At 65.4% G+C, this 20,895-nt stretch carries 16 protein-coding genes and 5 tRNA genes; 18 read left to right on the top strand and 3 right to left on the bottom strand.

Annotated features, from left to right (window positions below; genetic code table 11):
- The first annotated feature begins 10 nt into the window (after window positions 1-10).
- From BA899_RS02700 to BA899_RS02740, 9 genes are all read left to right on the top strand, one after another.
- Window positions 11-98, top strand: a tRNA-Leu gene (locus tag BA899_RS02700).
- A gap of 18 nt (window positions 99-116) precedes the next feature.
- Window positions 117-1,460, top strand: coding sequence for a trigger factor (gene tig, locus BA899_RS02705; protein WP_159299646.1), 1,344 nt, complete (start codon window positions 117-119; stop codon window positions 1,458-1,460).
- Between the two features lie 2 nt (window positions 1,461-1,462).
- The gene (clpP, locus tag BA899_RS02710) at window positions 1,463-2,098 is read left to right on the top strand and encodes an ATP-dependent Clp endopeptidase proteolytic subunit ClpP (protein WP_110883140.1); all 636 of its coding nucleotides are present in this window, start codon (window positions 1,463-1,465) and stop codon (window positions 2,096-2,098) included.
- A 73-nt stretch (window positions 2,099-2,171) separates the two neighbouring features.
- On the top strand, window positions 2,172-3,455 hold the full coding sequence (gene clpX, locus BA899_RS02715; RefSeq protein WP_110883139.1) for an ATP-dependent Clp protease ATP-binding subunit ClpX: 1,284 nt from the start codon (window positions 2,172-2,174) through the stop codon (window positions 3,453-3,455).
- Between the two features lie 36 nt (window positions 3,456-3,491).
- Window positions 3,492-5,909, top strand: coding sequence for an endopeptidase La (gene lon / locus BA899_RS02720; RefSeq protein ID WP_148121770.1), 2,418 nt, complete (start codon window positions 3,492-3,494; stop codon window positions 5,907-5,909).
- 147 nt (window positions 5,910-6,056) lie between these two features.
- The gene (locus BA899_RS02725) at window positions 6,057-6,329 is read left to right on the top strand and encodes an HU family DNA-binding protein (protein WP_110883137.1); all 273 of its coding nucleotides are present in this window, start codon (window positions 6,057-6,059) and stop codon (window positions 6,327-6,329) included.
- A gap of 14 nt (window positions 6,330-6,343) precedes the next feature.
- Window positions 6,344-6,419, top strand: a tRNA-Val gene (locus tag BA899_RS02730).
- 11 nt (window positions 6,420-6,430) lie between these two features.
- A tRNA-Asp gene (locus BA899_RS02735) sits at window positions 6,431-6,507 on the top strand.
- Between the two features lie 59 nt (window positions 6,508-6,566).
- Window positions 6,567-8,480: a SurA N-terminal domain-containing protein gene (locus BA899_RS02740; protein ID WP_159299647.1), complete on the top strand. Its 1,914-nt coding sequence runs from the start codon at window positions 6,567-6,569 to the stop codon at window positions 8,478-8,480.
- A 24-nt stretch (window positions 8,481-8,504) separates the two neighbouring features.
- On the opposite strand, the gene BA899_RS02745 is transcribed toward BA899_RS02740, so the two are convergent.
- Window positions 8,505-9,305, bottom strand: coding sequence for an enoyl-ACP reductase (locus tag BA899_RS02745; protein WP_148121772.1), 801 nt, complete (start codon window positions 9,303-9,305; stop codon window positions 8,505-8,507).
- A gap of 98 nt (window positions 9,306-9,403) precedes the next feature.
- Between BA899_RS02745 and BA899_RS02750 the strand changes: the two genes are divergently transcribed.
- From BA899_RS02750 to BA899_RS02775, 6 genes are read left to right on the top strand one after another with little or no spacing between them, the layout of a single operon-like run.
- Window positions 9,404-11,233, top strand: a complete 1,830-nt coding sequence (locus BA899_RS02750) for an extracellular solute-binding protein (RefSeq protein ID WP_159299648.1) — start codon at window positions 9,404-9,406, stop codon at window positions 11,231-11,233.
- A gap of 24 nt (window positions 11,234-11,257) precedes the next feature.
- Window positions 11,258-12,328 carry a microcin C ABC transporter permease YejB gene (locus BA899_RS02755; RefSeq protein WP_144347716.1) on the top strand — a complete coding sequence of 357 codons (1,071 nt, stop codon included), beginning with the start codon at window positions 11,258-11,260 and terminating at the stop codon, window positions 12,326-12,328.
- A gap of 8 nt (window positions 12,329-12,336) precedes the next feature.
- Window positions 12,337-13,377, top strand: a complete 1,041-nt coding sequence (locus BA899_RS02760; protein ID WP_144347911.1) for an ABC transporter permease — start codon at window positions 12,337-12,339, stop codon at window positions 13,375-13,377.
- Entirely contained in the window at window positions 13,374-14,960 is a 1,587-nt protein-coding gene (locus tag BA899_RS02765) for an ABC transporter ATP-binding protein (RefSeq protein WP_159299649.1), read from the top strand. Before BA899_RS02760 ends, BA899_RS02765 begins: the two co-directional genes overlap by 4 nt.
- 48 nt (window positions 14,961-15,008) lie before the next feature.
- Window positions 15,009-16,451: a ribosome biogenesis GTPase Der gene (gene der, locus BA899_RS02770; RefSeq protein WP_159299650.1), complete on the top strand. Its 1,443-nt coding sequence runs from the start codon at window positions 15,009-15,011 to the stop codon at window positions 16,449-16,451.
- Between the two features lie 9 nt (window positions 16,452-16,460).
- Window positions 16,461-17,009, top strand: coding sequence for a hypothetical protein (locus BA899_RS02775; protein WP_159299651.1), 549 nt, complete (start codon window positions 16,461-16,463; stop codon window positions 17,007-17,009).
- 9 nt (window positions 17,010-17,018) lie between these two features.
- Here BA899_RS02775 and BA899_RS02780 read toward each other — a convergent pair.
- A tRNA-Arg gene (locus tag BA899_RS02780) sits at window positions 17,019-17,095 on the bottom strand.
- Between the two features lie 65 nt (window positions 17,096-17,160).
- On the opposite strand from BA899_RS02780, the gene BA899_RS02785 reads away from it, so the two are divergent.
- Genes BA899_RS02785 through BA899_RS02795 form a run of 3 tightly spaced genes read left to right on the top strand, consistent with a single transcriptional unit; the run spans window position 17,161 to window position 20,764 of the window.
- Window positions 17,161-18,486, top strand: a complete 1,326-nt coding sequence (locus BA899_RS02785; protein WP_159299652.1) for a diguanylate cyclase domain-containing protein — start codon at window positions 17,161-17,163, stop codon at window positions 18,484-18,486.
- The gene (locus BA899_RS02790; RefSeq protein ID WP_159299653.1) at window positions 18,486-19,745 is read left to right on the top strand and encodes a glycosyltransferase; all 1,260 of its coding nucleotides are present in this window, start codon (window positions 18,486-18,488) and stop codon (window positions 19,743-19,745) included. Before BA899_RS02785 ends, BA899_RS02790 begins: the two co-directional genes overlap by 1 nt.
- The gene (locus BA899_RS02795; RefSeq protein WP_159299654.1) at window positions 19,745-20,764 is read left to right on the top strand and encodes an HlyD family secretion protein; all 1,020 of its coding nucleotides are present in this window, start codon (window positions 19,745-19,747) and stop codon (window positions 20,762-20,764) included. The genes BA899_RS02790 and BA899_RS02795 overlap by 1 nt, the downstream gene beginning before the upstream one ends.
- Here BA899_RS02795 and BA899_RS02800 read toward each other — a convergent pair.
- A tRNA-Ala gene (locus BA899_RS02800) sits at window positions 20,735-20,810 on the bottom strand. The two genes, BA899_RS02795 and BA899_RS02800, sit on opposite strands and share 30 nt — an antisense overlap.
- Window positions 20,811-20,895: the final 85 nt, after the last annotated feature.

Genomic DNA, 20,895 nt, shown 5'->3' on the forward strand with positions numbered 1-20,895 from the left:
GTTTTACTGCGCGAAAGTGGCGGAACTGGTAGACGCGCTGGGTTTAGGTCCCAGTGGGGCATCCCCCCGTGCGAGTTCGAGTCTCGCCTTTCGCACCAAAAATCCAGAGGTAGGTAATGCAAGTATCGGTGGAGTCGGGCGACGGCCTGCAGCGTACGTTGAAGGTCCAGGTGCCCTCCGAACAGGTGGACGGCAAGGTCGATGAAAAGCTGCGCGAGATGCGTGGCCAGGTCCGCCTGCAGGGGTTCCGGCCCGGCAAGGTGCCCATGAAAGTCGTGGAAAAGCGCTATGGGCCGCAGGTGCGCAGCGAGGTGCTCGATGAAGTGGTGCGGACCACTTATTCCGAAGCGCTCGAGCAGGAGTCGCTCCGGCCCGCCGGCACGCCCGATATTCAGCCGCTGACGGTGGAGCCCGGTAAGGATCTGGAGTACGAAGCGCGCTTCGAGGTGATCCCCGATATCGAGGTCGAGGGTATCGAGTCCATTGAGCTTGAGCGCCCGGCGGTGGATATCGAAGCCGCCGACGTGGATCGCATCCTCGACCGGCTGCGGCGTCAGCACGCCGAGTACACCGAGGTCGAGCGCGCGGCCGCGGAGGGTGATCGCGTGACCATCGATTTCGACGGCCGGGTCGATGGCGAGGAGTTCGAGGGCAATCAGGGCGAGGACGTTGAAGTCACCCTGGGCGACGGGCAGATGCCCGGCCCCTTCGAAGAGGCGCTGACCGGCATGCAGGCCGGTGAGCAGAAGACCATCCGCTATACCTTCCCCGATGGCTTTCCGGATACCACGATCGCCGGGCGTGAGGCCGAGTTCGCCGTGACCATGAAAAAGGTCGAAGCCCCGGAGCTGCCGGAAGCGGACGAGGCCTTTGCCGAGACCCTGGGCATTGAAGGCGGCGTCGAGGCATTGCGCACGCGCATCGCCGACAGCCTCGAGCGGGAACGCGACCAGGCGGTTCGTAGTCGGATCAAGAACCAGGTGATGAATGCGCTGGTCGAACGCCACGAGGTGACGCTGCCACGCACGCTGGTGGATCAGGAGATCGAGCAGGTCCGTGAGCAGACGCTCGAGCAGATGCGTCAGGCCGGCGCCGCGGGAGACGATCCCGATCTGCCGGCGGATCGTTTCGAGGAAGAGGCCCAGCGGCGGGTCAAGCTGGGGCTGCTGGTCAACGAGGTGGTCCGGGCGAACAGCATCGAGATCGATCCCGAGCGCATGCAGTCGGCGCTGCAGCGGATCGCCGCCGGCTACGAACAGCCGCAGCAGGTCATGCAGCACTACCTGCAGAACCAGGAGGCCATGCAGAGCCTGCAGCTCCAGGTGATGGAGGATCAGGTGGTCGACTGGGTGCTCGAGCGGGCCAGTGTCGTGGAAAAACCGATGAGTCTCGACGCGCTTACCAGTGGCGTCGAGGATGAAGACAGCACCGAGACCAAAAACGGTCAGGAGTCAGAGTGAACATGAGCGAAGAGCGCCCCGATAACGGCCCGATGGCCACCGGCCTCGTGCCGATGGTGGTCGAGCAGACGGCACGTGGCGAGCGTGCATTTGATATCTATTCGCGGCTGCTCAAGGAGCGGGTGATATTCCTGGTGGGGCCGGTGGAGGATCATCAGGCCAATCTGCTGATCGCCCAGCTGCTGTTCCTGGAGTCGGAAAACCCCGATAAGGATATCCACTTCTACATCAACAGCCCCGGTGGCATGGTCACCGCGGGGCTCGCGATCTACGACACCATGCAGTTCATCAAGCCCGACATCAGCACCGTGTGCATTGGCCAGGCGGCCAGCATGGGCTCGCTGCTGCTGGCGGCGGGTGCGGCGGGCAAGCGCTTCGCGCTGCCCAACTCGCGGGTCATGATCCATCAGCCGCTGGGCGGCTTCCAGGGTCAGGCGACGGATATCGACATCCATGCCCGTGAGATCCTCAACACCCGCGAGCGTCTCAACGGCATTCTGGCCCATCACACCGGTCAGCCCATCGAGACGATCGCCCAGGATACCGAGCGTGACAACTTCATGGATCCCGAGGCGGCGCGCGACTATGGCCTGGTGGACCAGGTCCTGACCGATCGCAGCAAGCTGCCGCTCGAGTAGCGGCGCCTTGCGTGCCCGTGGAAAAGCGGGCATCGTCGAAATTGACTGTTTCTGGCATGCACAAAGGTAGCCCATGACTGACAAAAATGATGGCGGTCGCGGCGACGACAACGGCAAGCCGCTCCACTGCTCATTCTGCGGCAAGAGCCAGCACGAGGTACGCAAGCTCATTGCGGGGCCCTCTGTGTTTGTCTGCGATGAGTGTGTCGAGCTCTGCAACGACATCATCCGCGAGGAAATGGAGGAGGCGAGCGCCGAGAAGAGCGCGAGCCTGCCCAAGCCCCATGAGATCAACGCCGAGCTTGACGGACACGTCATCGGGCAGGACCACGCCAAAAAGGTCCTGTCAGTGGCGGTCTACAATCACTACAAGCGCATGCAGGCCCCCCAGGGCCGCGATGACGTCGAGCTCAACAAGAGCAACATCCTGCTCATCGGCCCCACCGGTTCGGGCAAGACACTGCTCGCCGAGACGCTGGCCCGTCTGCTGGACGTGCCCTTCACCATTGCCGATGCCACCACGCTGACCGAGGCGGGGTACGTCGGCGAGGACGTCGAGAACATCATTCAGAAGCTCCTGCAGCGGTGTGATTACGACGTTGAGAAGGCGCAGCGCGGCATTGTCTACATCGACGAGATCGACAAGGTCTCGCGCAAGGCGGACAACCCCTCGATCACCCGTGATGTCTCGGGCGAAGGTGTCCAGCAGGCGCTGCTCAAGCTCATCGAGGGCACCACCGCGTCGGTGCCGCCCCAGGGCGGGCGCAAGCACCCGCAGCAGGAGTTCCTGCAGGTCGACACCAGCAATATCCTGTTCATCTGTGGTGGTGCGTTCGCCGGGCTGGAGAAGGTCATCGAGCAGCGCTCCGAGAAGGGCGGCATCGGCTTTTCCGCCGAAATCAAGGACGCCTCGCAGCAGAAGGCCGTGGGCGAGACGCTTCGGGATGTCGAGCCCGAGGATCTGATGCGCTACGGGCTGATCCCCGAGTTTGTGGGACGGCTGCCCGTGGTGGCCACGCTCAACGAGCTCGATGAGGATGCGCTGGTGCAGATCCTCCGTGAGCCCAAGAACGCGCTGGTCAAGCAGTTCCATCGCCTCTTCGAGATGGAAAACGTCGAACTCGAGTTCCGCGACGAGGCGCTCTACGAAGTCGCACGCAAGGCCATCGCCCGCAACACCGGGGCGCGGGGACTGCGGACCCTGGTCGAGCATGTCCTGCTGGATACCATGTACGAGCTCCCCTCGCTCGACAATGTCAGCAAGGTCGTGGTGGATGACGCGGTCATCCGCGGCGAGACGGCCCCCTATCTGATCTATGATGGCTCGGAGCAGCAGCCTGCCGCGGCGTCGGACTGACCCGCGGCCGGGCAGCCCGGCCCCAAGAGGATTCCTATGACTCAGGAACTGACGCCGGCGAGCGGCACCGCCATGGCGGTGCTGCCGCTGCGCGATGTCGTCGTCTACCCGCACATGGTCATTCCGCTGTTCGTCGGTCGGGAGAAGTCCATCGAGGCCCTCGAGCGGGCGATGACCGAGGACAAGCGGATACTGCTGGTCGCCCAGCACAGCGCCGAGGTGGACGACCCGGCGGCGGGTCATCTCTACACCGTGGGCACCATCGCCAATATCCTGCAGATGCTCAAGCTCCCCGATGGCACCGTCAAAGTGCTGGTGGAGGGGGTCGAGCGTGCCCAGGTCGCCGATCTTGACGACGCGCACGGCCATTTCGCCGCCAGCGCCGTATCGCTGCCGGATGAGTCGGTGGAGGGCAACGACGAAGTCGAGGTCATGATCCGCTCGCTGATGTCGCTGTTCGAGCAGTACGTCAAGCTCAACAAGAAGGTCCCGCCCGAGGTGCTGTCCTCGCTGCAGGGTATTGAAGCCCCGGGACGGCTTGCCGACACCATCGCCGCGCACATGAGCCTGAAGATCGACGAAAAGCAGGCCATCCTCGAAATGGAGAACCCGGCCCGACGGCTTGAGCACCTGATGGGGCTGATCGAGGGCGAGCTGGACGTGCTGCAGGTCGAAAAGCGCATCCGTGGCCGCGTCAAGCAGCAGATGGAGAAGTCGCAGCGCGAGTACTACCTGAATGAGCAGATGAAGGCCATTCAGAAAGAGCTCGGCGAGATGGACGACGCCCCCAACGAGGTGGAGGATCTCGAGCAGAAGATCGAGGCCGCGGGCATGTCCAGCGAGGCGCGCGAGAAAGCGGATCAGGAGCTCAACAAGCTCAGGATGATGTCGCCCATGTCCGCCGAGGCGACGGTGGTGCGCAGCTACCTCGAGTGGATGGTGGCGCTGCCCTGGAAAAAGCGCACCCGCGTGCGCCACGACCTGGGCCGGGCCGAAGCGATTCTCGATGCGGACCACTATGGGCTTGAGAAGGTCAAGGAACGGATTCTCGAGTATCTGGCCGTCCAGCAGCGGGTGCGCAAACTCAAAGGCCCCATCCTGTGCCTGGTGGGGCCACCGGGTGTCGGCAAGACCTCGCTGGGCGAGTCCATCGCGCGTTCGATCAACCGCCGCTTTGTGCGTATGTCGCTGGGCGGTGTCCGTGACGAGGCCGAAATCCGCGGTCATCGGCGGACCTACATCGGCTCGCTGCCGGGTAAGATCGTCCAGAAGCTCACCAAGGTGGGCAAGCGCAATCCGCTGTTCCTGCTCGACGAAGTCGACAAGATGGCGATGGATTTCCGGGGCGATCCGGCCTCGGCACTGCTCGAGGTGCTCGACCCCGAGCAGAACGCCACCTTCAACGATCACTATCTGGAAGTGGACTTCGACCTCTCCGACGTCATGTTCGTGTGCACGGCCAACACCCTGGATATTCCCGGGCCGTTGCTCGATCGCATGGAGGTCATCCGCCTGTCCGGTTATACCGAGGAGGAGAAGGTCAACATCGCCCGGCACTACCTGCTGCCCAAGCAGATCAAGGCCAACGGCCTCAAGCCCGGCGAGCTGGAAGTCAGCGACAACGCGCTGCGCGACATCGCCCGCTACTACACGCGCGAGGCCGGTGTGCGCAACTTCGAGCGCGAGGTGGCCAAGATCGCCCGGCGGGTGGTCAAGGAGGTGCTGATCAAGCCGCGCGACAAGGCGGTCCAGGTCAACACGCAGAACCTCGATAAGTATTTGGGCGTGCGGCGTCATCGCTATGGCGTCGCCGAGACCAGCGATCAGGTGGGTCGGGTCACCGGGCTGGCCTGGACCGAGGTCGGCGGCGAGCTGCTCACCATCGAGAGTGCCGTGGTGCCGGGCAAGGGCCGGTTACAGAATACCGGTCAGCTGGGCGATGTCATGAAGGAGTCGATTCACGCGGCGCAGACCGTGATGCGCAGCCGCTCGGCGTCACTCGGCATTCCCGCCGACTTCCACGCCGGTCACGACATCCATATCCACGTCCCCGAGGGCGCCATCCCCAAGGATGGACCCAGTGCGGGCATCGGCATGTGTACGGCGCTGATCTCCGCGGCCACCGGGATACCGGTGTCCGCGGCAGTGGCGATGACCGGCGAGATCACCCTGCGGGGCGAGGTGCTGCCCATCGGCGGGCTCAAGGAAAAGCTCCTGGCGGCGCTGCGCGGGGGGATCCGCACGGTGTTGATCCCGGCGGACAACCGCAAGGATCTGGCCGATATCCCACGCGACATCCAGTCGAAGCTGGATATCCGCACCGTGCGCTGGATGGATGAAGTGCTGGCCGCCGCGCTGGTCTCGCAACCGGTCGCGCTTGCCGGGGCGGGTGAGCCGGTGGCCGAGACCGGCAGTGGCCAGGAGGCCCCCACGACCAGCCAACGCCCGCACTGAAAGGCTTTGTCGTTTGACAGCGACCAACCTCACAATGCTTAATGATCTGGCGCTATGCGATTGTCGTTGGGAGGGCGTAGCGATAGCATGCGAGTCAGCCGACCAACGGGCGATCATTGATAGAATAATTTCGAAGGGGATTCATCCATGAACAAGTCTGAACTCATCGACGCCGTCGCCGAATCGGCCGACCTGTCCAAGGCCGACGCCACCAAGGCGGTTGATGCCTTTGCCTCCACCGTGACGGATGCGCTCAATCAGGGTGACCAGGTCACGCTGGTCGGCTTCGGGACCTTCACCGTGCGCGAGCGCGCGGCGCGGACCGGTCGCAACCCGCGGACCGGCGAGTCCATCAACATCGCGGCCTCGAAAGTGCCCGGCTTCAAGGCTGGCAAGGCACTCAAGGATGCGGTAAACTAAGCGCCGCTTTATCGGGGTGGTTAGCTCAGTTGGGAGAGCGTCGCCCTTACAAGGCGAATGTCGGGGGTTCGAACCCCTCACCACCCACCAAGGTGAAAAACGGAGCGGTAGTTCAGCAGGTTAGAATGCCGGCCTGTCACGCCGGAGGTCGCGGGTTCGAATCCCGTCCGCTCCGCCATACAATCCCACCCTCAGGAAGGCGCCCCAAGGCGCCTTTTTGTTATACGGAATCCAACCATGCTGCTCTCCATCAGAGATCGAACCAGCGGCTGGATCGCCTACGTCATCGTGGGCCTGCTGGTGATCCCCTTCGCCCTGTTCGGGCTGTATAACTATGTCGGCAATGGCGGCCCCCAGGTGGTGGCGACCGTCGGGGATGCCGAGATTACCCGCACCCAGCTTGATCAGGCCTATCAGCAGCGCCAGTCGGAACTGCGCCGCATGCTGGGCGATCAGTACGATCCCGCCGTGTTCAGCACGGACAATCTGCGCCGGCAGGTCCTCGAGCAGCTCATCGATCGCCAGGCGCTGATCAACTACGCCCGTGACAAGCGGTTGCGGGCCAGCGACGCCGATGTCTCGCAGGCGGTGCGCAGCCAGTCCATGTTCCAGGTGGATGGAAGCTTTTCCACCGAGCGCTATCAGAGCCTTCTGCAGCAGAACAACCTGACCGCGGAGGCCTACGAGTCCCAGATCCGCCGCGACCTGTCGATTTCACTGCTCCAGCGCGCGGTACAGTCCACGACCTTTACCCCGGAGCAGACGGTGGACCGCCTGATCGCCCTCCAGGCGCAGCAGCGCCGGCTCAGCTGGGCCACCCTCGAGACCGCGGACTACCGCGACACCATCGAGGTGACCGATGCCGATCTGCAGGAATGGTATGAGGCGAACCGTGAACGGTTCCGCGAACCCGAACAGGTCCAGCTGCGTTATCTGAGCCTGTCGGCGGAGGCCATTGCCCCGAGCATCGAGGTCTCGGCGTCGGCGGTGCGCGAGCGCTATGACGAGCGGGCCAGCGGCAGTGGCGAGGACGCGGCGCGTACGGTTCGGCATATCCTCGCGGCGGTCCCCGAGGACGCCGATGAGGCGGCGGTGAGTTCGGCGCGTCAGACCGTCGAGGCGGCCCGCGAGCGGATTCGCGGCGGCGAGTCCTTCGCCGCGGTGGCCGAGGCGGTCTCGGATGATTCAGGGTCGGCGGCGCAGGGCGGTTCGCTGGGCGTGATCGAGCAGGCGGATGTGGCCGATGCGTTTGCCGAGGCCGCCTGGTCGCTGCAGCCCGGTGAGCTGAGCGAGCCGGTCCGCACGCCGTTTGGCTGGCACCTGATCGAGGTGACCGATGTGCAGGTGGCGGAGTTGCCGCCTTTCGAGCAGATACGCGACTCAATCCGCGAGGACATCGCCATGGAGCGTGCCGAGCGGCGCGTGACCGAGCAGATCAACACCGTTGAGACGCTTGCCTTCGAGAACCCGACCACGCTGGAGCCGGCGGCCGACGCGGTGGGCATCCCCGTCGAATCCACGGAGTGGATCGATGCCGCCGCCGATGGCAGTGGCGTTGCCGGCGATCCGGCGGTGCTTGAGACCGCCTTCAGCGACGCCATGCTGGATAATCGTGAGAACAGCGATCTGATCGAACGCGAAGACGGCGGTTACGCTGTGGTCCGGGTGACCGATTACCGATCCGCACGGGTCCGGCCGCTGGACGAGGTCCGCGAGCAGGCCCGCACCGCCTATCTGGACGAGAAGGCCGCCGCCGCCGCGCGGGCGGACGCCCAGCGGATCGCCGACGCGGTCAACGCCGGTGACTCGTTACAGAGTGTGGCCGATGGCATCGAATCGGCGCAGTACACCGCCCCCACCCTTGGTGGGCGCAATGACCGGTCACTGCCGGCCGGCGTTCGCGAGCGGGGCTTTCGGCTGAGCGGCCCGGAGGGCGGCGGTGACCGGGCCGGCGTCGGTCGCCTGGCCAACGGCTGGGCCGCCGTGGCGGTGGAGGCGGTGGAGCCCGGCGACCCGTCCGAGGTCGGTGCGGAACGTCGCGGTCAGCTCAGGCAGACGCTGAGTGAGCTGGACGGCGAGGCGAGTGTGCAGGCCGTGGTCGCGGCACTCCGCGACCGGGCGGATGTGGAGATTCGCGAAAGCAATCTCTGATCGCCGCTGCGGGGCGAGGGCGGGTCAGCCCTCGCCATCCATCGCGGTGCCGGCCAGTGCCACCGAATGGAAGCCCCCATCGACGTGCACGATCTCGCCGGTGATGCCCGAGGCAAGGTCTGAGCACAGAAAGGCGCTGGTGTTGCCCACTTCCTCGATGCTGACGTTGCGCCGCATGGGCGCGGCGGCGGCATTGAAGTCGAGCATGCGGCGGAAGTCGCCGATGCCGGAGGCGGCCAGCGTCCGGATCGGACCGGCTGAGACGGCATTCACGCGGATACCCTCGGCGCCCAGATCACTCGCCATGTAGCGCACCGATGATTCCAGGCTCGCCTTGGCGGCGCCCATGACATTGTAATTGGGCAGCGCCCGCTCGCCCCCCAGGTAGGTGAGGGTCAGCAGGCTGCCGTTGCGTCCCTGCATCAGCGGCCGGGCACCTCGGGCCAGGGCGATGAAGCTGTAGGCGCTGATGTCGTGGGCCATGCCGAAACCGGCGCGGGTCGTGTTCTCGACAAACGAGCCCTCGAGCTCATCGCGCGGCGCGAAACCCACGGCATGGACGACAATGTCGAGATGGCCCCAGGTGTCAGCCAGCGACTCAAAGACGGCATCGATCTGGGCATCATCGGCCACGTCGAGGGGCAGCACGGGCCCGCCGCCACAGGCCTCGGAGCACTGCTCCACGCGGCGCTTGAGCTTTTCGTTCTGGTAGGTGAGCGCGACCTCGGCGCCCTCGCGGTGCATGGCCTCGGCGATGCCCCAGGCGATGGAGCGGTTGCTGGCGACACCCGTGATCAGTGCCTTGCGATTGTCAAGAAAACCCATGGGAACCCCTTTGCCCCTGTCATAATCCTCGGTACGTTACTCAAAAGCGCTGGCGCGGCCAAGCGGCGCCGGGGATGAATGCCATAAGGAGCCTTTCAATGCTGTCATTCGATGCCGTCCGACTGACCCTGCGGGCCATCGCGCTGGGATCGCTGATCGGGATGGGCCAGGCGCTGGCGGCCGAGGCCGAGCATGCCCTGGCGCTGCATGGCGAGCCCCGCTACGGGCCCGGGTTCGAGCATTTCGATTACGTCAACCCGCAGGCGCCCAAGGGCGGTACGCTCAAGCTCGCCAATGTGGCGGCATCGACCTTCGACAGCCTGCACCCGTTCATTCTGCGCGGCACCGCCGCCGAGGGCATGGGCCGGGTCTTCGATACACTCACCGTGCAGTCGCTGGACGAGCCGTTTACGCAGTACGGACTGATCGCCCGCTCCATCGAGGTGGCCGACGATCACTCCAGCGTCCGCTTCAACCTGCGCGATACGGCGCGCTTTCATGATGGCGAACCGATCACCGCCGACGACGTCGCCTGGACGTTCCGCCGGCTGCGTGAGGACGGCCACCCCCGTTACCGGGCCTACTATGCGGACGTCGATCGTGTCGAGGTGATCGACCCGCTGACCGTGGAGTTTCATTTTGCCACCACGGACAATGCCGAGCTGCCGCTGATACTCGGTCAGTTGCCGGTGCTGCCCGCCCACGACTGGGCGGAGCGCGACTTCACCGCCACCACACTGACGCCGCCGCTCGGTAGCGGGCCGTATCGCGTGGCCTCGGTGGAGCAGGGACGGCGCATCGTCTACGAGCGCGTCGATGACTACTGGGCGGCGGATCTGCCGGTCAATCGCGGGCGCTACAACTTCGATCGCATCAGCTACGACTACTACCGTGATGGCACCGTCGCGCTGCAGGCGCTGAAGGCCGGGGAGTATCACCTGCGCCGCGAGAACGTGGCGCGCAACTGGGCCACCGCCTACGACACGCCCGCCGTGGAAGCGGGCCTGCTCAAACGCGTCGAGATCCCCCACGATCGCCCGGCGGGGATGCAGGGATTTTTCTTCAACACGCGCCGGGCGGTGTTCGCCGACCCGGCCGTGCGCGAGGCCCTGGCGTACGCCTTCGACTTTGAGTGGACCAACGAGAATCTCTTCTACGGCGCCTATGACCGCACCCGCAGCTATTTCCAGAACTCCGAGCTGGCGGCCACGGGGCTGCCTTCCGAGGCGGAACTCGAGCTCCTCGAGCCCTACCGCGACCAGCTCCCCGAGCGGGTGTTCACCGAGGCCTACGCACCGCCGGATACCACCGACGGGTCACGCCGGGCCAACCTGCGCCGGGCGCTTGCGCTGCTGCGCGACGCCGGCTGGGCGGTCCGCGATGGCACGCTGACGCACACCGAGTCGGGTCAGCCGATGGCCTTCGAGATCCTGCTGGTCTCGCCGTCGTTCGAACGGGTGGTGCTGCCGTTCAAGCGCAATCTCGAGCGGCTCGGGGCCGAGGTGAGTGTGCGCACCGTGGATCCCACCCAGTATCAGAACCGCATGGAGGCGTTCGACTTTGACATGACCGTGCACGTGGCGCCGCAGTCGCTGTCGCCGGGCAACGAGCAGCGCGACTTCTGGAGCTGTGAGGCCGCGGAGATCAGTGGCAGCCGCAATGTGGCCGGCGTCTGCGATCCGGTGATCGACGAGCTGGTGACCGCGGTGATCGACGCGCCCGATCGTGAGGCACTGGTGACCCGCACCCGGGCCCTGGACCGCGTGCTGCAGTGGCATTTCTACGCCATCCCCAACTGGTATATCGATCGCTTTCGCCTGGCGTACTGGGATCGCTTCGGGCGGCCGGCGGACAACCCGCCCTATGGCCTGGCGCTGGACAGCTGGTGGGTGGACCCCGAACGGGCGGCCCGGGTGGATGACCGCTAGTCGCGGACCGCGGAGTCGCTGAGCGTGTACGCCTATATCGCGCGCCGGTTGCTGTTGATGATCCCGACGTTGATCGGCGTGCTGCTGATCAACTTCGTCATCGTCCAGTTTGCCCCGGGTGGGCCCATCGAGCAGGTGATGGCCCAGGTCCAGGGCACGGCGGACCTGTCCACCAGCCGTTTCTCGGGGGTCGCCGCGGATGAGGTCTCCGGCGAGAGTCGCGGCGGTCGCGGGCTGGATCCGGCCTATATCGCCGAGCTCGAGGCGCAGTTCGGCTTTGACCGGCCGGCCCACGAGCGGTTTGCGAAAATGCTGGTGGACTACGCGCAGTTCGATCTGGGCGAGAGTTTCTATCGTGACCAGACGGTGCTCTCGCTGATCGTCGATAAGTTGCCGGTGTCGGTGTCGCTGGGGGTGTGGACGCTGCTGCTCACCTATCTCATCTCGATCCCGCTGGGCATCCGCAAGGCGGTCCGCGACGGCTCGGGGTTTGACGTCTGGACCAGCGCCGTGGTCATCGTCGGCTATGCGATCCCGGGGTTCCTGTTCGCCATTCTGCTGATCGTGGTCTTTGCCGGTGGCAGCTATCTGGACTGGTTTCCGCTGCGCGGGCTGGTCTCCGATAACTGGGAGCAGCTCGCCTGGCCGGCCCGCATTCTCGATTACCTGTGGCATCTGGTGCTGCCGGTGCTGGCAATGGTGATCGGCGGTTTCGCCGGTCTGACCATGCTCACCAAGAACTCGTTTCTCGAGGAAATCAACAAGCAGTACGTCATGACCGCCCGGGCGAAGGGCGTCAGCGAGCGCCGCGTCCTCTACGGGCATGTCTTCCGCAACGCCATGCTCATCGTGATCGCCGGTTTCCCGGCCGCGTTCGTGGGGGTGCTGTTCACCGGCGCGCTGCTGATCGAGGTGATCTTTTCGCTGGATGGGCTCGGGCTGCTGGGCTTCGAGTCGGTGGTCAACCGGGATTATCCGGTGGTCTTCGGCAGTCTTTTCGTCTTCACGCTGATCGGCCTGGTGCTCAATCTGCTGGGCGATCTGATGTATGTGCTGGTGGACCCCCGCATCGATTTCGAGGCTCGGGACGGGTGATGGACCGACTGCGCCTGAACCCCATCAATCAGCGCCGCTGGGCCCAGTTCCGGGCCAATCGCCGGGGCTGGTGGTCGCTGTGGCTGTTCCTGGTGCTGTTCGGTCTGTCGCTGGGTGCGGAGTTCATCGCCAATGACCGTCCGCTGCTCGTGCACTACGACGGCGACTGGTATTTCCCGGTGCTGGTGAGCTATCCCGAGACCACCTTCGGTGGGGATTTTCCTACCGAGGCGGCCTATCGCGATCCCTACGTCGCCGAGCTGATCAACGCCCGGGGCTGGATGCTCTGGCCACCGATTCCCTATCACTACGACACCATCAACTACGCCAGCGAATCGGCGGCCCCGGCGCCGCCGTCCGCCGCCAACTGGCTGGGCACCGACGATCAGGCGCGCGACGTGCTGGCGCGGCTGATCTACGGCTTTCGCCTGTCGGTCCTGTTTGGGCTGGCCCTGACGCTGGCCAGCTCGGTGATCGGTGTGGCGGTGGGCGCGGTCCAGGGCTATTTCGGCGGTCGGGTGGACCTGCTGGGGCAGCGCTTCATCGAGATCTGGGCCGGCCTGCCGGTGCTCTATCTACTGATCATCATGGCCGGGTTCGTGCAGCCCAACTTCTGGTGGCTGCTGGGGATCATGCTGCTGTTCAGCTGGACACAGCTGGTGGGCGTGGTGCGCGCGGAGTTCCTGCGGGTGCGCAATTTCGACTACGTCAAGGCGGCCCGGGCGCTGGGCGTCGCCGATCGGGTGATCATCGTCCGCCATGCGCTGCCCAACGCCATGGTGGCCACGGTGACCTTCATGCCGTTCATTCTCACCGGCTCGATCACCACTCTGACCTCGCTGGATTTTCTGGGCTTCGGCCTGCCGCCGGGGTCGCCGTCGCTGGGCGAGCTGCTGGCGCAGGGCAAGAATAATCTCCAGGCCCCTTGGCTGGGGCTGACGGCGTTTTTCACGCTGGCCATCATGCTCTCGCTGCTGGTGTTCATCGGCGAGGCCGCACGGGATGCGTTCGACCCGCGCAAGACCTTTGGCGGCGGAGACCCGGGATGAGCGCCCTGCTGCAGATTGAGGATCTGTCCATCGCCTTCGGCCAGGGCGGGCGCCAGACCCCGGTCGTGCAGGGCGTCAATCTGACCCTGAATGCACGGGAAACGCTGGCGCTGGTGGGCGAGAGTGGCTCGGGCAAGTCCATTACGGCGCTGTCGGTGCCCCAGCTGCTGCCCTATCCGTTGGCCAGTCACCCCACCGGCCGCATCCTGGTGGAGGGCGAATCACTGATCGGTGCCAGCACGGCGACCCTGCGGCGGTTCCGGGGGGGTGCGTTGGGCATGGTCTTCCAGGAGCCCATGACCTCGCTCAACCCCGTCCATACGCTGGAAAAGCAGATCGGTGAGACCCTGCGCATCCACCAGGGCCTGAGCGCCGCCGCGGCCCGGGATCGCATCGTCGAACTGCTTGAGATGGTCCGGCTGCCCGAGGCCTCGGCCCGTCTGGGGGCATTCCCGCATCAGCTCTCCGGTGGGCAGCGCCAGCGTGTGATGATCGCGATGGCGATCGCCAACAGCCCCCGGCTGCTGATCGCCGATGAGCCCACCACGGCGCTGGATGTGACCATTCAGGCCGAGATCCTCGAGCTGCTGGCTGATCTCAAGCAACGACTCGACATGGCCATGCTGCTGATCAGCCATGACCTGAATGTGGTCCGCCGGGTGGCGGATCGCGTAGCGGTCATGCAGCAGGGACGCGTAGTTGAGCAGGGTGAGGCCGCCAGCGTGTTCGAACAGCCCCGCAGTGACTATACCCGGGCGCTGATCGCCGCCGAGCCCAGTGGCCGACCGCGGCCCGTCGCCAATCCGCAGACGGTGCTCGAGGCCCGGGATCTGCGGGTGTGGTTTCCGCGCCGCGGTGGTCTGCTGAAACGCGTGGTGGGCCACCTCAAGGCGGTGGACGGAATTGATCTGGCGGTGGGCGCCGGGGAAACCCTGGGGGTCGTGGGCGAGAGCGGATCCGGCAAGACCACGCTGGGCATGGCGCTGCTGCGGCTGCAGGCCGCCACCGGTCAGATCCGCTTCGAGGGCCGTGATATTAGTCGCCTGGGCAAGGGGGCGCTTCGCCCGCTGCGACGGCGACTGCAGGTGGTCTTCCAGGACCCCTATGGCAGTCTCAGCCCGCGGCTCTCCATCGAGCAGATCATCGGCGAGGGGCTGGCGGTGCACCGCATCGGTGCCGATGCGGCCGAGCGCGGCGTCCTGGCCCGCGAGGCGCTCGCCGAGGTCGGCCTCGACCCGGCGCTGGCTGAGCGGTTTCCCCACGAACTCTCGGGCGGCCAGCGTCAGCGCGTGGCGGTGGCGCGCGCCATCGTGCTCAAGCCCGCGGTGGTGGTGCTGGATGAACCCACCTCGGCCCTCGACCGAAGCGTTCAGACCCAGCTCGTCGAGTTGCTGCGATCACTCCAGGCGCGGCACGGGCTGGCGTACGTGTTCATCAGCCACGACCTGAAGATCGTGCGGGCCATGAGCCACCGCATGCTCGTCATGCAGTCCGGTCAGGTGGTGGAATCAGGGCCGGCGGAGCGGATTTTCACGGACCCGCAGGCGGCGTACACCCAACGGTTGCTGGCGGCGGCATTGTGAGCGCGGATTGCCACCCCGACCGGGGCTGCCGGCTGCTATCATGGTCGGATGGAACAACCGGTAATCGCCCTGGTGGGGCGGCCCAATGTAGGCAAGTCCACCCTGTTCAACCGACTCACGCGGACGCGGGATGCCCTGGTGGCGGACTTCCCGGGGCTGACCCGCGACCGTCAGTATGGCGTTGGCCGCCTGGGGCCGGCGCCCTATGTGGTGGTGGACACCGGCGGGCTCGGCGAGCCCGATGACGTCACTTATCATCACATGCAGCGTCAGGCCCTGCGTGCGCTGGACGAGGCCGATGTCATCCTGTTTCTGGTCGACGCGCGGGTCGGCGTCACTCCCGGCGACGAGGCCCTTACCCGCGATCTGCGCCGCCGCGGTAAACGCGTCTGGCTGGTCATGAACAAGATCGACGGGGTCGATGCGGACGTCGCCGCCGCCGAATTCCACTCGCTGGGCATGGATTCGCCCTGGCCGATCGCGGCGGTGCAGGGGCGCGGCGTCACTCAGCTCATCGGTGCGGTACTGGAGGATTGCTTGGGAGCCGCCTGGGCCGCCCCGGCATCCGCCGATCCAGCCGACGCCGATCCCGATGCCGATGCCGAAGCGCCCGACGAGCCGGATGCGCCCATTGATGTGGCCATCATCGGCCGGCCCAACGTGGGCAAGTCCACGCTGGTGAACCGGCTCATCGGCGAGGAGCGGGTGCTGGTGTATGACATGCCCGGGACCACGCGGGATTCCATCCGAGTGCCGTTCGAGCGGGACGGGCGGGCCTTCACGCTGATCGATACCGCGGGCGTGCGACGCCGGAGCCGGGTCAGCGATGGGGTCGAGAAATTCAGTGTCATCAAGACCCTGCAGGCGATCGAGGCGGCGCAGGTGGTGATCATGGTGCTCGATGCGCAGCAGGAGATCTCCGAACAGGATGCCCACCTCATCGGTCATGCCATCAACGCGGGGCGCGGGCTGGTCCTGGCGGTCAACAAATGGGACGGGTTGATCGCTGAAAACCGCGAGCGCATCCGTCGTGAACTCGACGTCAAGCTGGGATTCCTCGACTTTACCCGGCCACGATTCATCTCCGCGCTGCACGGTACCGGAGTCGGCCGGCTGCTCGAGGAGGTGGCGCATGTGCATGCAGCGGCGCGCCGCGAATTGCCCACACCGGCGCTCAACCGGGTGCTTGAAGACGCCATCAGCGCCCACCAGCCGCCGCTCGTCCGCGGCCGGCGCATCAAGTTGCGCTACGCGCATCAGGGCGGCCGCAACCCGCCCACCATCGTGGTCCATGGCAACCAGACCCGCGACCTGCCGGATGCCTACCGGCGGTTTCTGATCAACCGGTTCCGCAAGGCGTTCCAGCTCCATGGCACGCCCATTCGGCTGGAGCTGCGCACCGGCGAAAACCCTTATGCCGGCCGCCGCAACAAGCTCACGCCGCGACAGCAGAAAAAACGCGACCGGGTGGTGCGTCGGAACCGACGCTAGGGCGGCACAATGACGAATATATCGCTGCCGCGGGCCAACCGCATCCGAATCGTCTACTCGCCCCTGGAGGATCGTCTTGCGCTGAGGCTGACGATGGCCTCCGGGGAAGGGCGCATCGCCTGGCTGTCCCGCCGGGCCCTGCATCGGCTCATGCAGCCCATCAATGACACGCTCAAGCAATCGCATCCGGCCGCCGAGGGCGAAGCCGCCCACGATGCGGTGATGGCGCTGGAGCATATCGGTGCCCGCTCGCAGGTGGCCGCGCAGCGCCACCAGGATGAGGCCGGCGAGACCACGACACCACCCGGCCCCGAGGCATGGACCCACTGGCTGGTGACCGAGGCGCGGGTTGAAAGCCAGCATGAGGAGATCGTCATCGCCCTGATGGGCCAACCGCTGCCGGGAACCCCCGACGAGCGACTCGACCCGATGCCCATCGCCGGACTGTCGCTGATCCGCGCGCATGCCCACGAGGTGCTGCGACTGATGCATGCGCATGCCGAGAAGGCGGGCTGGTCGCTTGACGCATCGATCGGCTGGATAACGGCGGACCGGTAGGCGTTGGGGTGGCGCCCCGAGCAGGATTCGAACCTGCGACCTATCGCTTAGGAGGCGATTGCTCTATCCAGCTGAGCTATCGGGGCGTATAGATAGAGTCTACAGGCAGTCGAGGCGCCCTGCCGAGACGCATTAAAAGGCGATCATGCGAATGGATTCCGCAACCGCGCGTCCTCGTTTATGGCTGGTGGGTGAATCGGCCCGCCCGATCTGGCTCAGCGACGCCTACACCGTGGCCGACGGGCCGGAGCACGCGGACGTTGCCGTGCTCATGCCCGGCACGCCGGTCGAGGCCCTCGATGACCGCCGCGCCTCCGCGCACGCCGCGTTGATGCCCGTGATCAACGCCTCGGGTCAGTCGATGCCCGGGGCACTGTGTGATGTCGCCAGCCTGCAGCCGGCGCTACTGGATGAGGCGCTTGGCGTCGCGCGGCCGGTGGTTGAGCGACTCGCGCAGCTGCCCGAGATTGATGCGCTGGCCGATACAGACGCATTGATGGTGCTCGCCATGGCCCATTCGCGGCAGACACCGATTCAGGCCACCTGGGACTTTACCCGGCCGGCCGCCGTCCGCTACGCAGCTCTGCGGGGCATCGAAAATCCCAGGGAGCTGCTCGAAGAGCTGGCCGCGGCCGAATTGCTGGTCCGGGAGCGATTCGACTGCATCCACTACTGCCCGGCCTGCGACGGCTCGCGTTTGAACGTCCGCGAGGAGTGCACCGAATGCCGCAGCAGTGACCTGGGGTCCGAGCCTCTGGTCCACCACTATCGCTGTGCCTATCAGGCCCGGGAGTCCGAATTCCTGCGGGGGCGTTCGCTGGAGTGCCCCAAGTGTCGGCGGGCGCTTCGCCATTATGGGGTGGATTACGATAAACCCGGCGTGGTCTTCGTCTGTGGTCATTGTGGTGCCGAAAGCAGTGATCCGGCGGTAGGTTTTCTCTGCGCGGACTGCGGTCGGCACACCGACAGCGAGCGGATGGACACCCGTACCTGGTGGCATTACGCCATTACGTCGGGTGGGGTCACGGCGCTGCATCGCGGTGTTCTGCCGCATCTGAGCCTCGAGGCGAGCATGGCCCGTGGTCCGATGGGCTACTGGGTCAGGGACTTCATGACGCTGCTGCGGTTCGAGCAGGCTCAGGCCCGTCGTTACCAGCGCCCCCTGTCAGTCCTCATTCTGCGTGTTCACAACATCGAGGCGGTGAGCGACGCGTGGGGTGGCCGCGGTCTCTCGCAGGTCTTTGCGCATCTGGTGGATGTGCTCTCGGAGTGCCTGCGCGAGACCGATGCCGTGACCGCCCGCGACCACGTCGTCTACGTCCTCCTGCCCGAAACCCCAATGGCCGAAACCGAGGTCATTGCGCAGCGCCTGCGCGAGACCGTTGAGACAGTGGTTGCAGGGCCGATGCAGATCACGGTTGAGCGCAGTGGGGGAGTGGATGGCCTCTCCACAGTGCTCGAGGCGCTGACGGACTGATGGAAAGCTCCATCGCGCTGCTCGCCCAACTGGATCTGCAGGGCTTTGTCTACCTGTTCTGGCACTACGTCATCTTTGATCTGTCGCGCTACGGTCTGAGCGTTCTCGCCATTCTGCTGGCGGCGCCATGGGAGCGGTCATCACCGGATCCCTCCCATCACCCCGCGATAAGCGTGCTGCTCGTCGGTTTCAACGAGGGTAAGGCGCTACGGCGTACGGTGCGATCGCTCGGCGAGCAGACCCATCAGAATCTGGAACTGATTCTCGTGGATGACGGATCGATTGATCGCATGCGTGAGATCGGCTGGGCGCTGCGGCGTCGCGGCGAGCTTGATCGGGTGGTATCCACCGGCATCCGCGGTGGCAAGTCCAGTGCCATCAATATGGGCCTGGAATACGCCCGCCATGACCTGGTGAGCATCGTCGATATTGATACCACCTTCGATCGCGACGCCTTCGAGCAGCTGGTGGCGGGGATGGCCGATCCGCAGGTCGGGGCGGTGGCGGGTAATCTGGCGGTGCGCAATGCCGATACCACCCTGATGGCCCGCTTCCAGGCCATTGAATACATCACCAGTATCGCCCTGGGCCGCCGGTTCACCGCGGCGCTGGGGATTCTGTCGATCGTCTCAGGGGCGTTTGGGGTGTTCCGCAGACAGGCACTCAGGCAGATCGGCGGCTGGGACGTGGGGCCCGGCGAGGATGCTGACATTACCGACAAACTGCGCCGGGCCGGCTGGGCGATCGAGTTCGCGCCGCATGCCTGGTCGATGACCGATGTACCCGAGACCCTGAGCGGCTTCACTCACCAGCGGCTGCGCTGGAACCGCAGCGTCATCCGCTTTCGGCTGCGCAAGTACGGCGCCGCCTTTAACCCGTTCTGGCGGGGTTTTCGCGCGGAGAATGCCCTCGCGATGGCGAATATCCTCTTCTATCAGGTCGTCCTGTCGATCAGTTTCTATGTCTATATTGTGTGGCTTTTCTCGACGCTGGGCCCGCACGGCGCCCTGACCGTGCTGGGTGCGACGATGCTCATCTATATCCTCCAGGGCCTGCTGGTCTACTGCGTGGCGTGGATCATGAGCGGTCCCCGTGCGCCGCTCGCCTATGCACTGTACGTCCCCGGCCAGATCCTGTTCTCGACTTTCGTGCAGCGAGGGATTCGCATGATCGCCTATCTGGATGAGTGGATCTTCCGCCGCTCGTATGCGGATCCGTATGTGCCGTCAAAAGTCCGCGACGCGACGGAGCGTTTCTGATGCAGCGCCTGCGTCGACCGCCGCGCGTGGATCGTCTGCAGACCGAGCAGCGCCGCCATCGAGCGCGCATCGGGCGGTGGGTCTACCTGCTGCTTTTGTTGGGTCTGGTGGTGTGGCTACTGAATATCTTTTTCGGGGATCGGGTCTATCTATCCGCGCCCGGGATGGTGACCCGCGATCAGGTCGCGGTCAGCGTCAGTTACTCGGGGCGGGTGACAGCGCTGCATGTCCGCGAAGGTGATCGCGTGGAGGCCGGTCAGCGGCTCGCCACGCTTGAATCGCTGCCGGTGCAGCGCGATATCGCCAATCTCTCGGCACAATGGGCGGAATGGCGACGTCGACGCGCGGCGCTGGCTGCCGAGCGCTACACGATCCGCCGCATGCTGCCGGTCGCCCGCGAGCAGGCGAGCACCATCGCCGAGTTGCTCGGCCTGCGTGAAAAGGCCTACGAAGAAGGACTCAGTACGCATCTGACCCTGCACGAACTGGTGACGGCGGATTACCGGAGCACCCTGCAGGCGACCGAACTCGAGGCCCGGGAGCAGGGGATAGCGCGCGAGATCGACACCCTTGATGACATCGTCACCCGGTTCGAGCGCAGTCTTGACGGTGTACGCGCGCGCTTTGACGGCGGCGAGGTCTATGCCCGACACGACGGCATCATCACCGATGTACACGTCAAAGCGGGTGGCCATACGGGCCAGCCAGGCGACCTCATGACAATGGTCGTCGGCGAACCCTATGTGCTGGCCTATATCCCGCCCGGGGCGCTCTACTCAGTGAGCGAAGGGGACAGAGTCCGGGTCAGTTATGGTTTTGAGCGCCTCGACGGCATTGTCGAGTCCATTCGACCCGTTTCGGTGCGACTGCCCGAGGAGTTCCAGCGGGCTTTTCAACCCCGACAGCGCTCGCAGATCGTTCGGGTGAACCTGACCAACGGGGAGATTCCGCCGGCATTCACGGCCGTTCAGGTGAGTGCATCGGGAGGATGGTGGAGCCGAGGGGGATCGAACCCCTGACCTTCGCGTTGCGAACGCGACGCTCTCCCGGCTGAGCTACGGCCCCATTGATAGCCAAAAGCTTATCATTGCTGACGCAAAGGATGCCACAGGCGTCAGACGCCTTGTTATGATGACGCGAGGGTTGTTGC

Source organism: Spiribacter sp. SSL99 (assembly GCF_009805925.1).
GTDB lineage: Bacteria > Pseudomonadota > Gammaproteobacteria > Nitrococcales > Nitrococcaceae > Spiribacter > Spiribacter roseus.

What these genes read in the sequence shown, in the direction of transcription:
- BA899_RS02795 (WP_159299654.1), top strand. Translation starts at nt 19,745, where the DNA reads ATGCAGCGCCTGCGTCGACCGCCGCGCGTGGATCGTCTGCAGACCGAG.
- BA899_RS02765 (WP_159299649.1), top strand. Translation starts at nt 13,374, where the DNA reads ATGAGCGCCCTGCTGCAGATTGAGGATCTGTCCATCGCCTTCGGCCAG.
- tig (WP_159299646.1), top strand. Translation starts at nt 117, where the DNA reads ATGCAAGTATCGGTGGAGTCGGGCGACGGCCTGCAGCGTACGTTGAAG.
- clpP (WP_110883140.1), top strand. Translation starts at nt 1,463, where the DNA reads ATGAGCGAAGAGCGCCCCGATAACGGCCCGATGGCCACCGGCCTCGTG.
- BA899_RS02775 (WP_159299651.1), top strand. Translation starts at nt 16,461, where the DNA reads ATGACGAATATATCGCTGCCGCGGGCCAACCGCATCCGAATCGTCTAC.
- BA899_RS02750 (WP_159299648.1), top strand. Translation starts at nt 9,404, where the DNA reads ATGCTGTCATTCGATGCCGTCCGACTGACCCTGCGGGCCATCGCGCTG.
- clpX (WP_110883139.1), top strand. Translation starts at nt 2,172, where the DNA reads ATGACTGACAAAAATGATGGCGGTCGCGGCGACGACAACGGCAAGCCG.
- BA899_RS02785 (WP_159299652.1), top strand. Translation starts at nt 17,161, where the DNA reads ATGGATTCCGCAACCGCGCGTCCTCGTTTATGGCTGGTGGGTGAATCG.
- BA899_RS02740 (WP_159299647.1), top strand. Translation starts at nt 6,567, where the DNA reads ATGCTGCTCTCCATCAGAGATCGAACCAGCGGCTGGATCGCCTACGTC.
- BA899_RS02725 (WP_110883137.1), top strand. Translation starts at nt 6,057, where the DNA reads ATGAACAAGTCTGAACTCATCGACGCCGTCGCCGAATCGGCCGACCTG.
- der (WP_159299650.1), top strand. Translation starts at nt 15,009, where the DNA reads ATGGAACAACCGGTAATCGCCCTGGTGGGGCGGCCCAATGTAGGCAAG.
- lon (WP_148121770.1), top strand. Translation starts at nt 3,492, where the DNA reads ATGACTCAGGAACTGACGCCGGCGAGCGGCACCGCCATGGCGGTGCTG.
- BA899_RS02790 (WP_159299653.1), top strand. Translation starts at nt 18,486, where the DNA reads ATGGAAAGCTCCATCGCGCTGCTCGCCCAACTGGATCTGCAGGGCTTT.
- BA899_RS02745 (WP_148121772.1), bottom strand. Translation starts at nt 9,305, where the DNA reads ATGGGTTTTCTTGACAATCGCAAGGCACTGATCACGGGTGTCGCCAGC.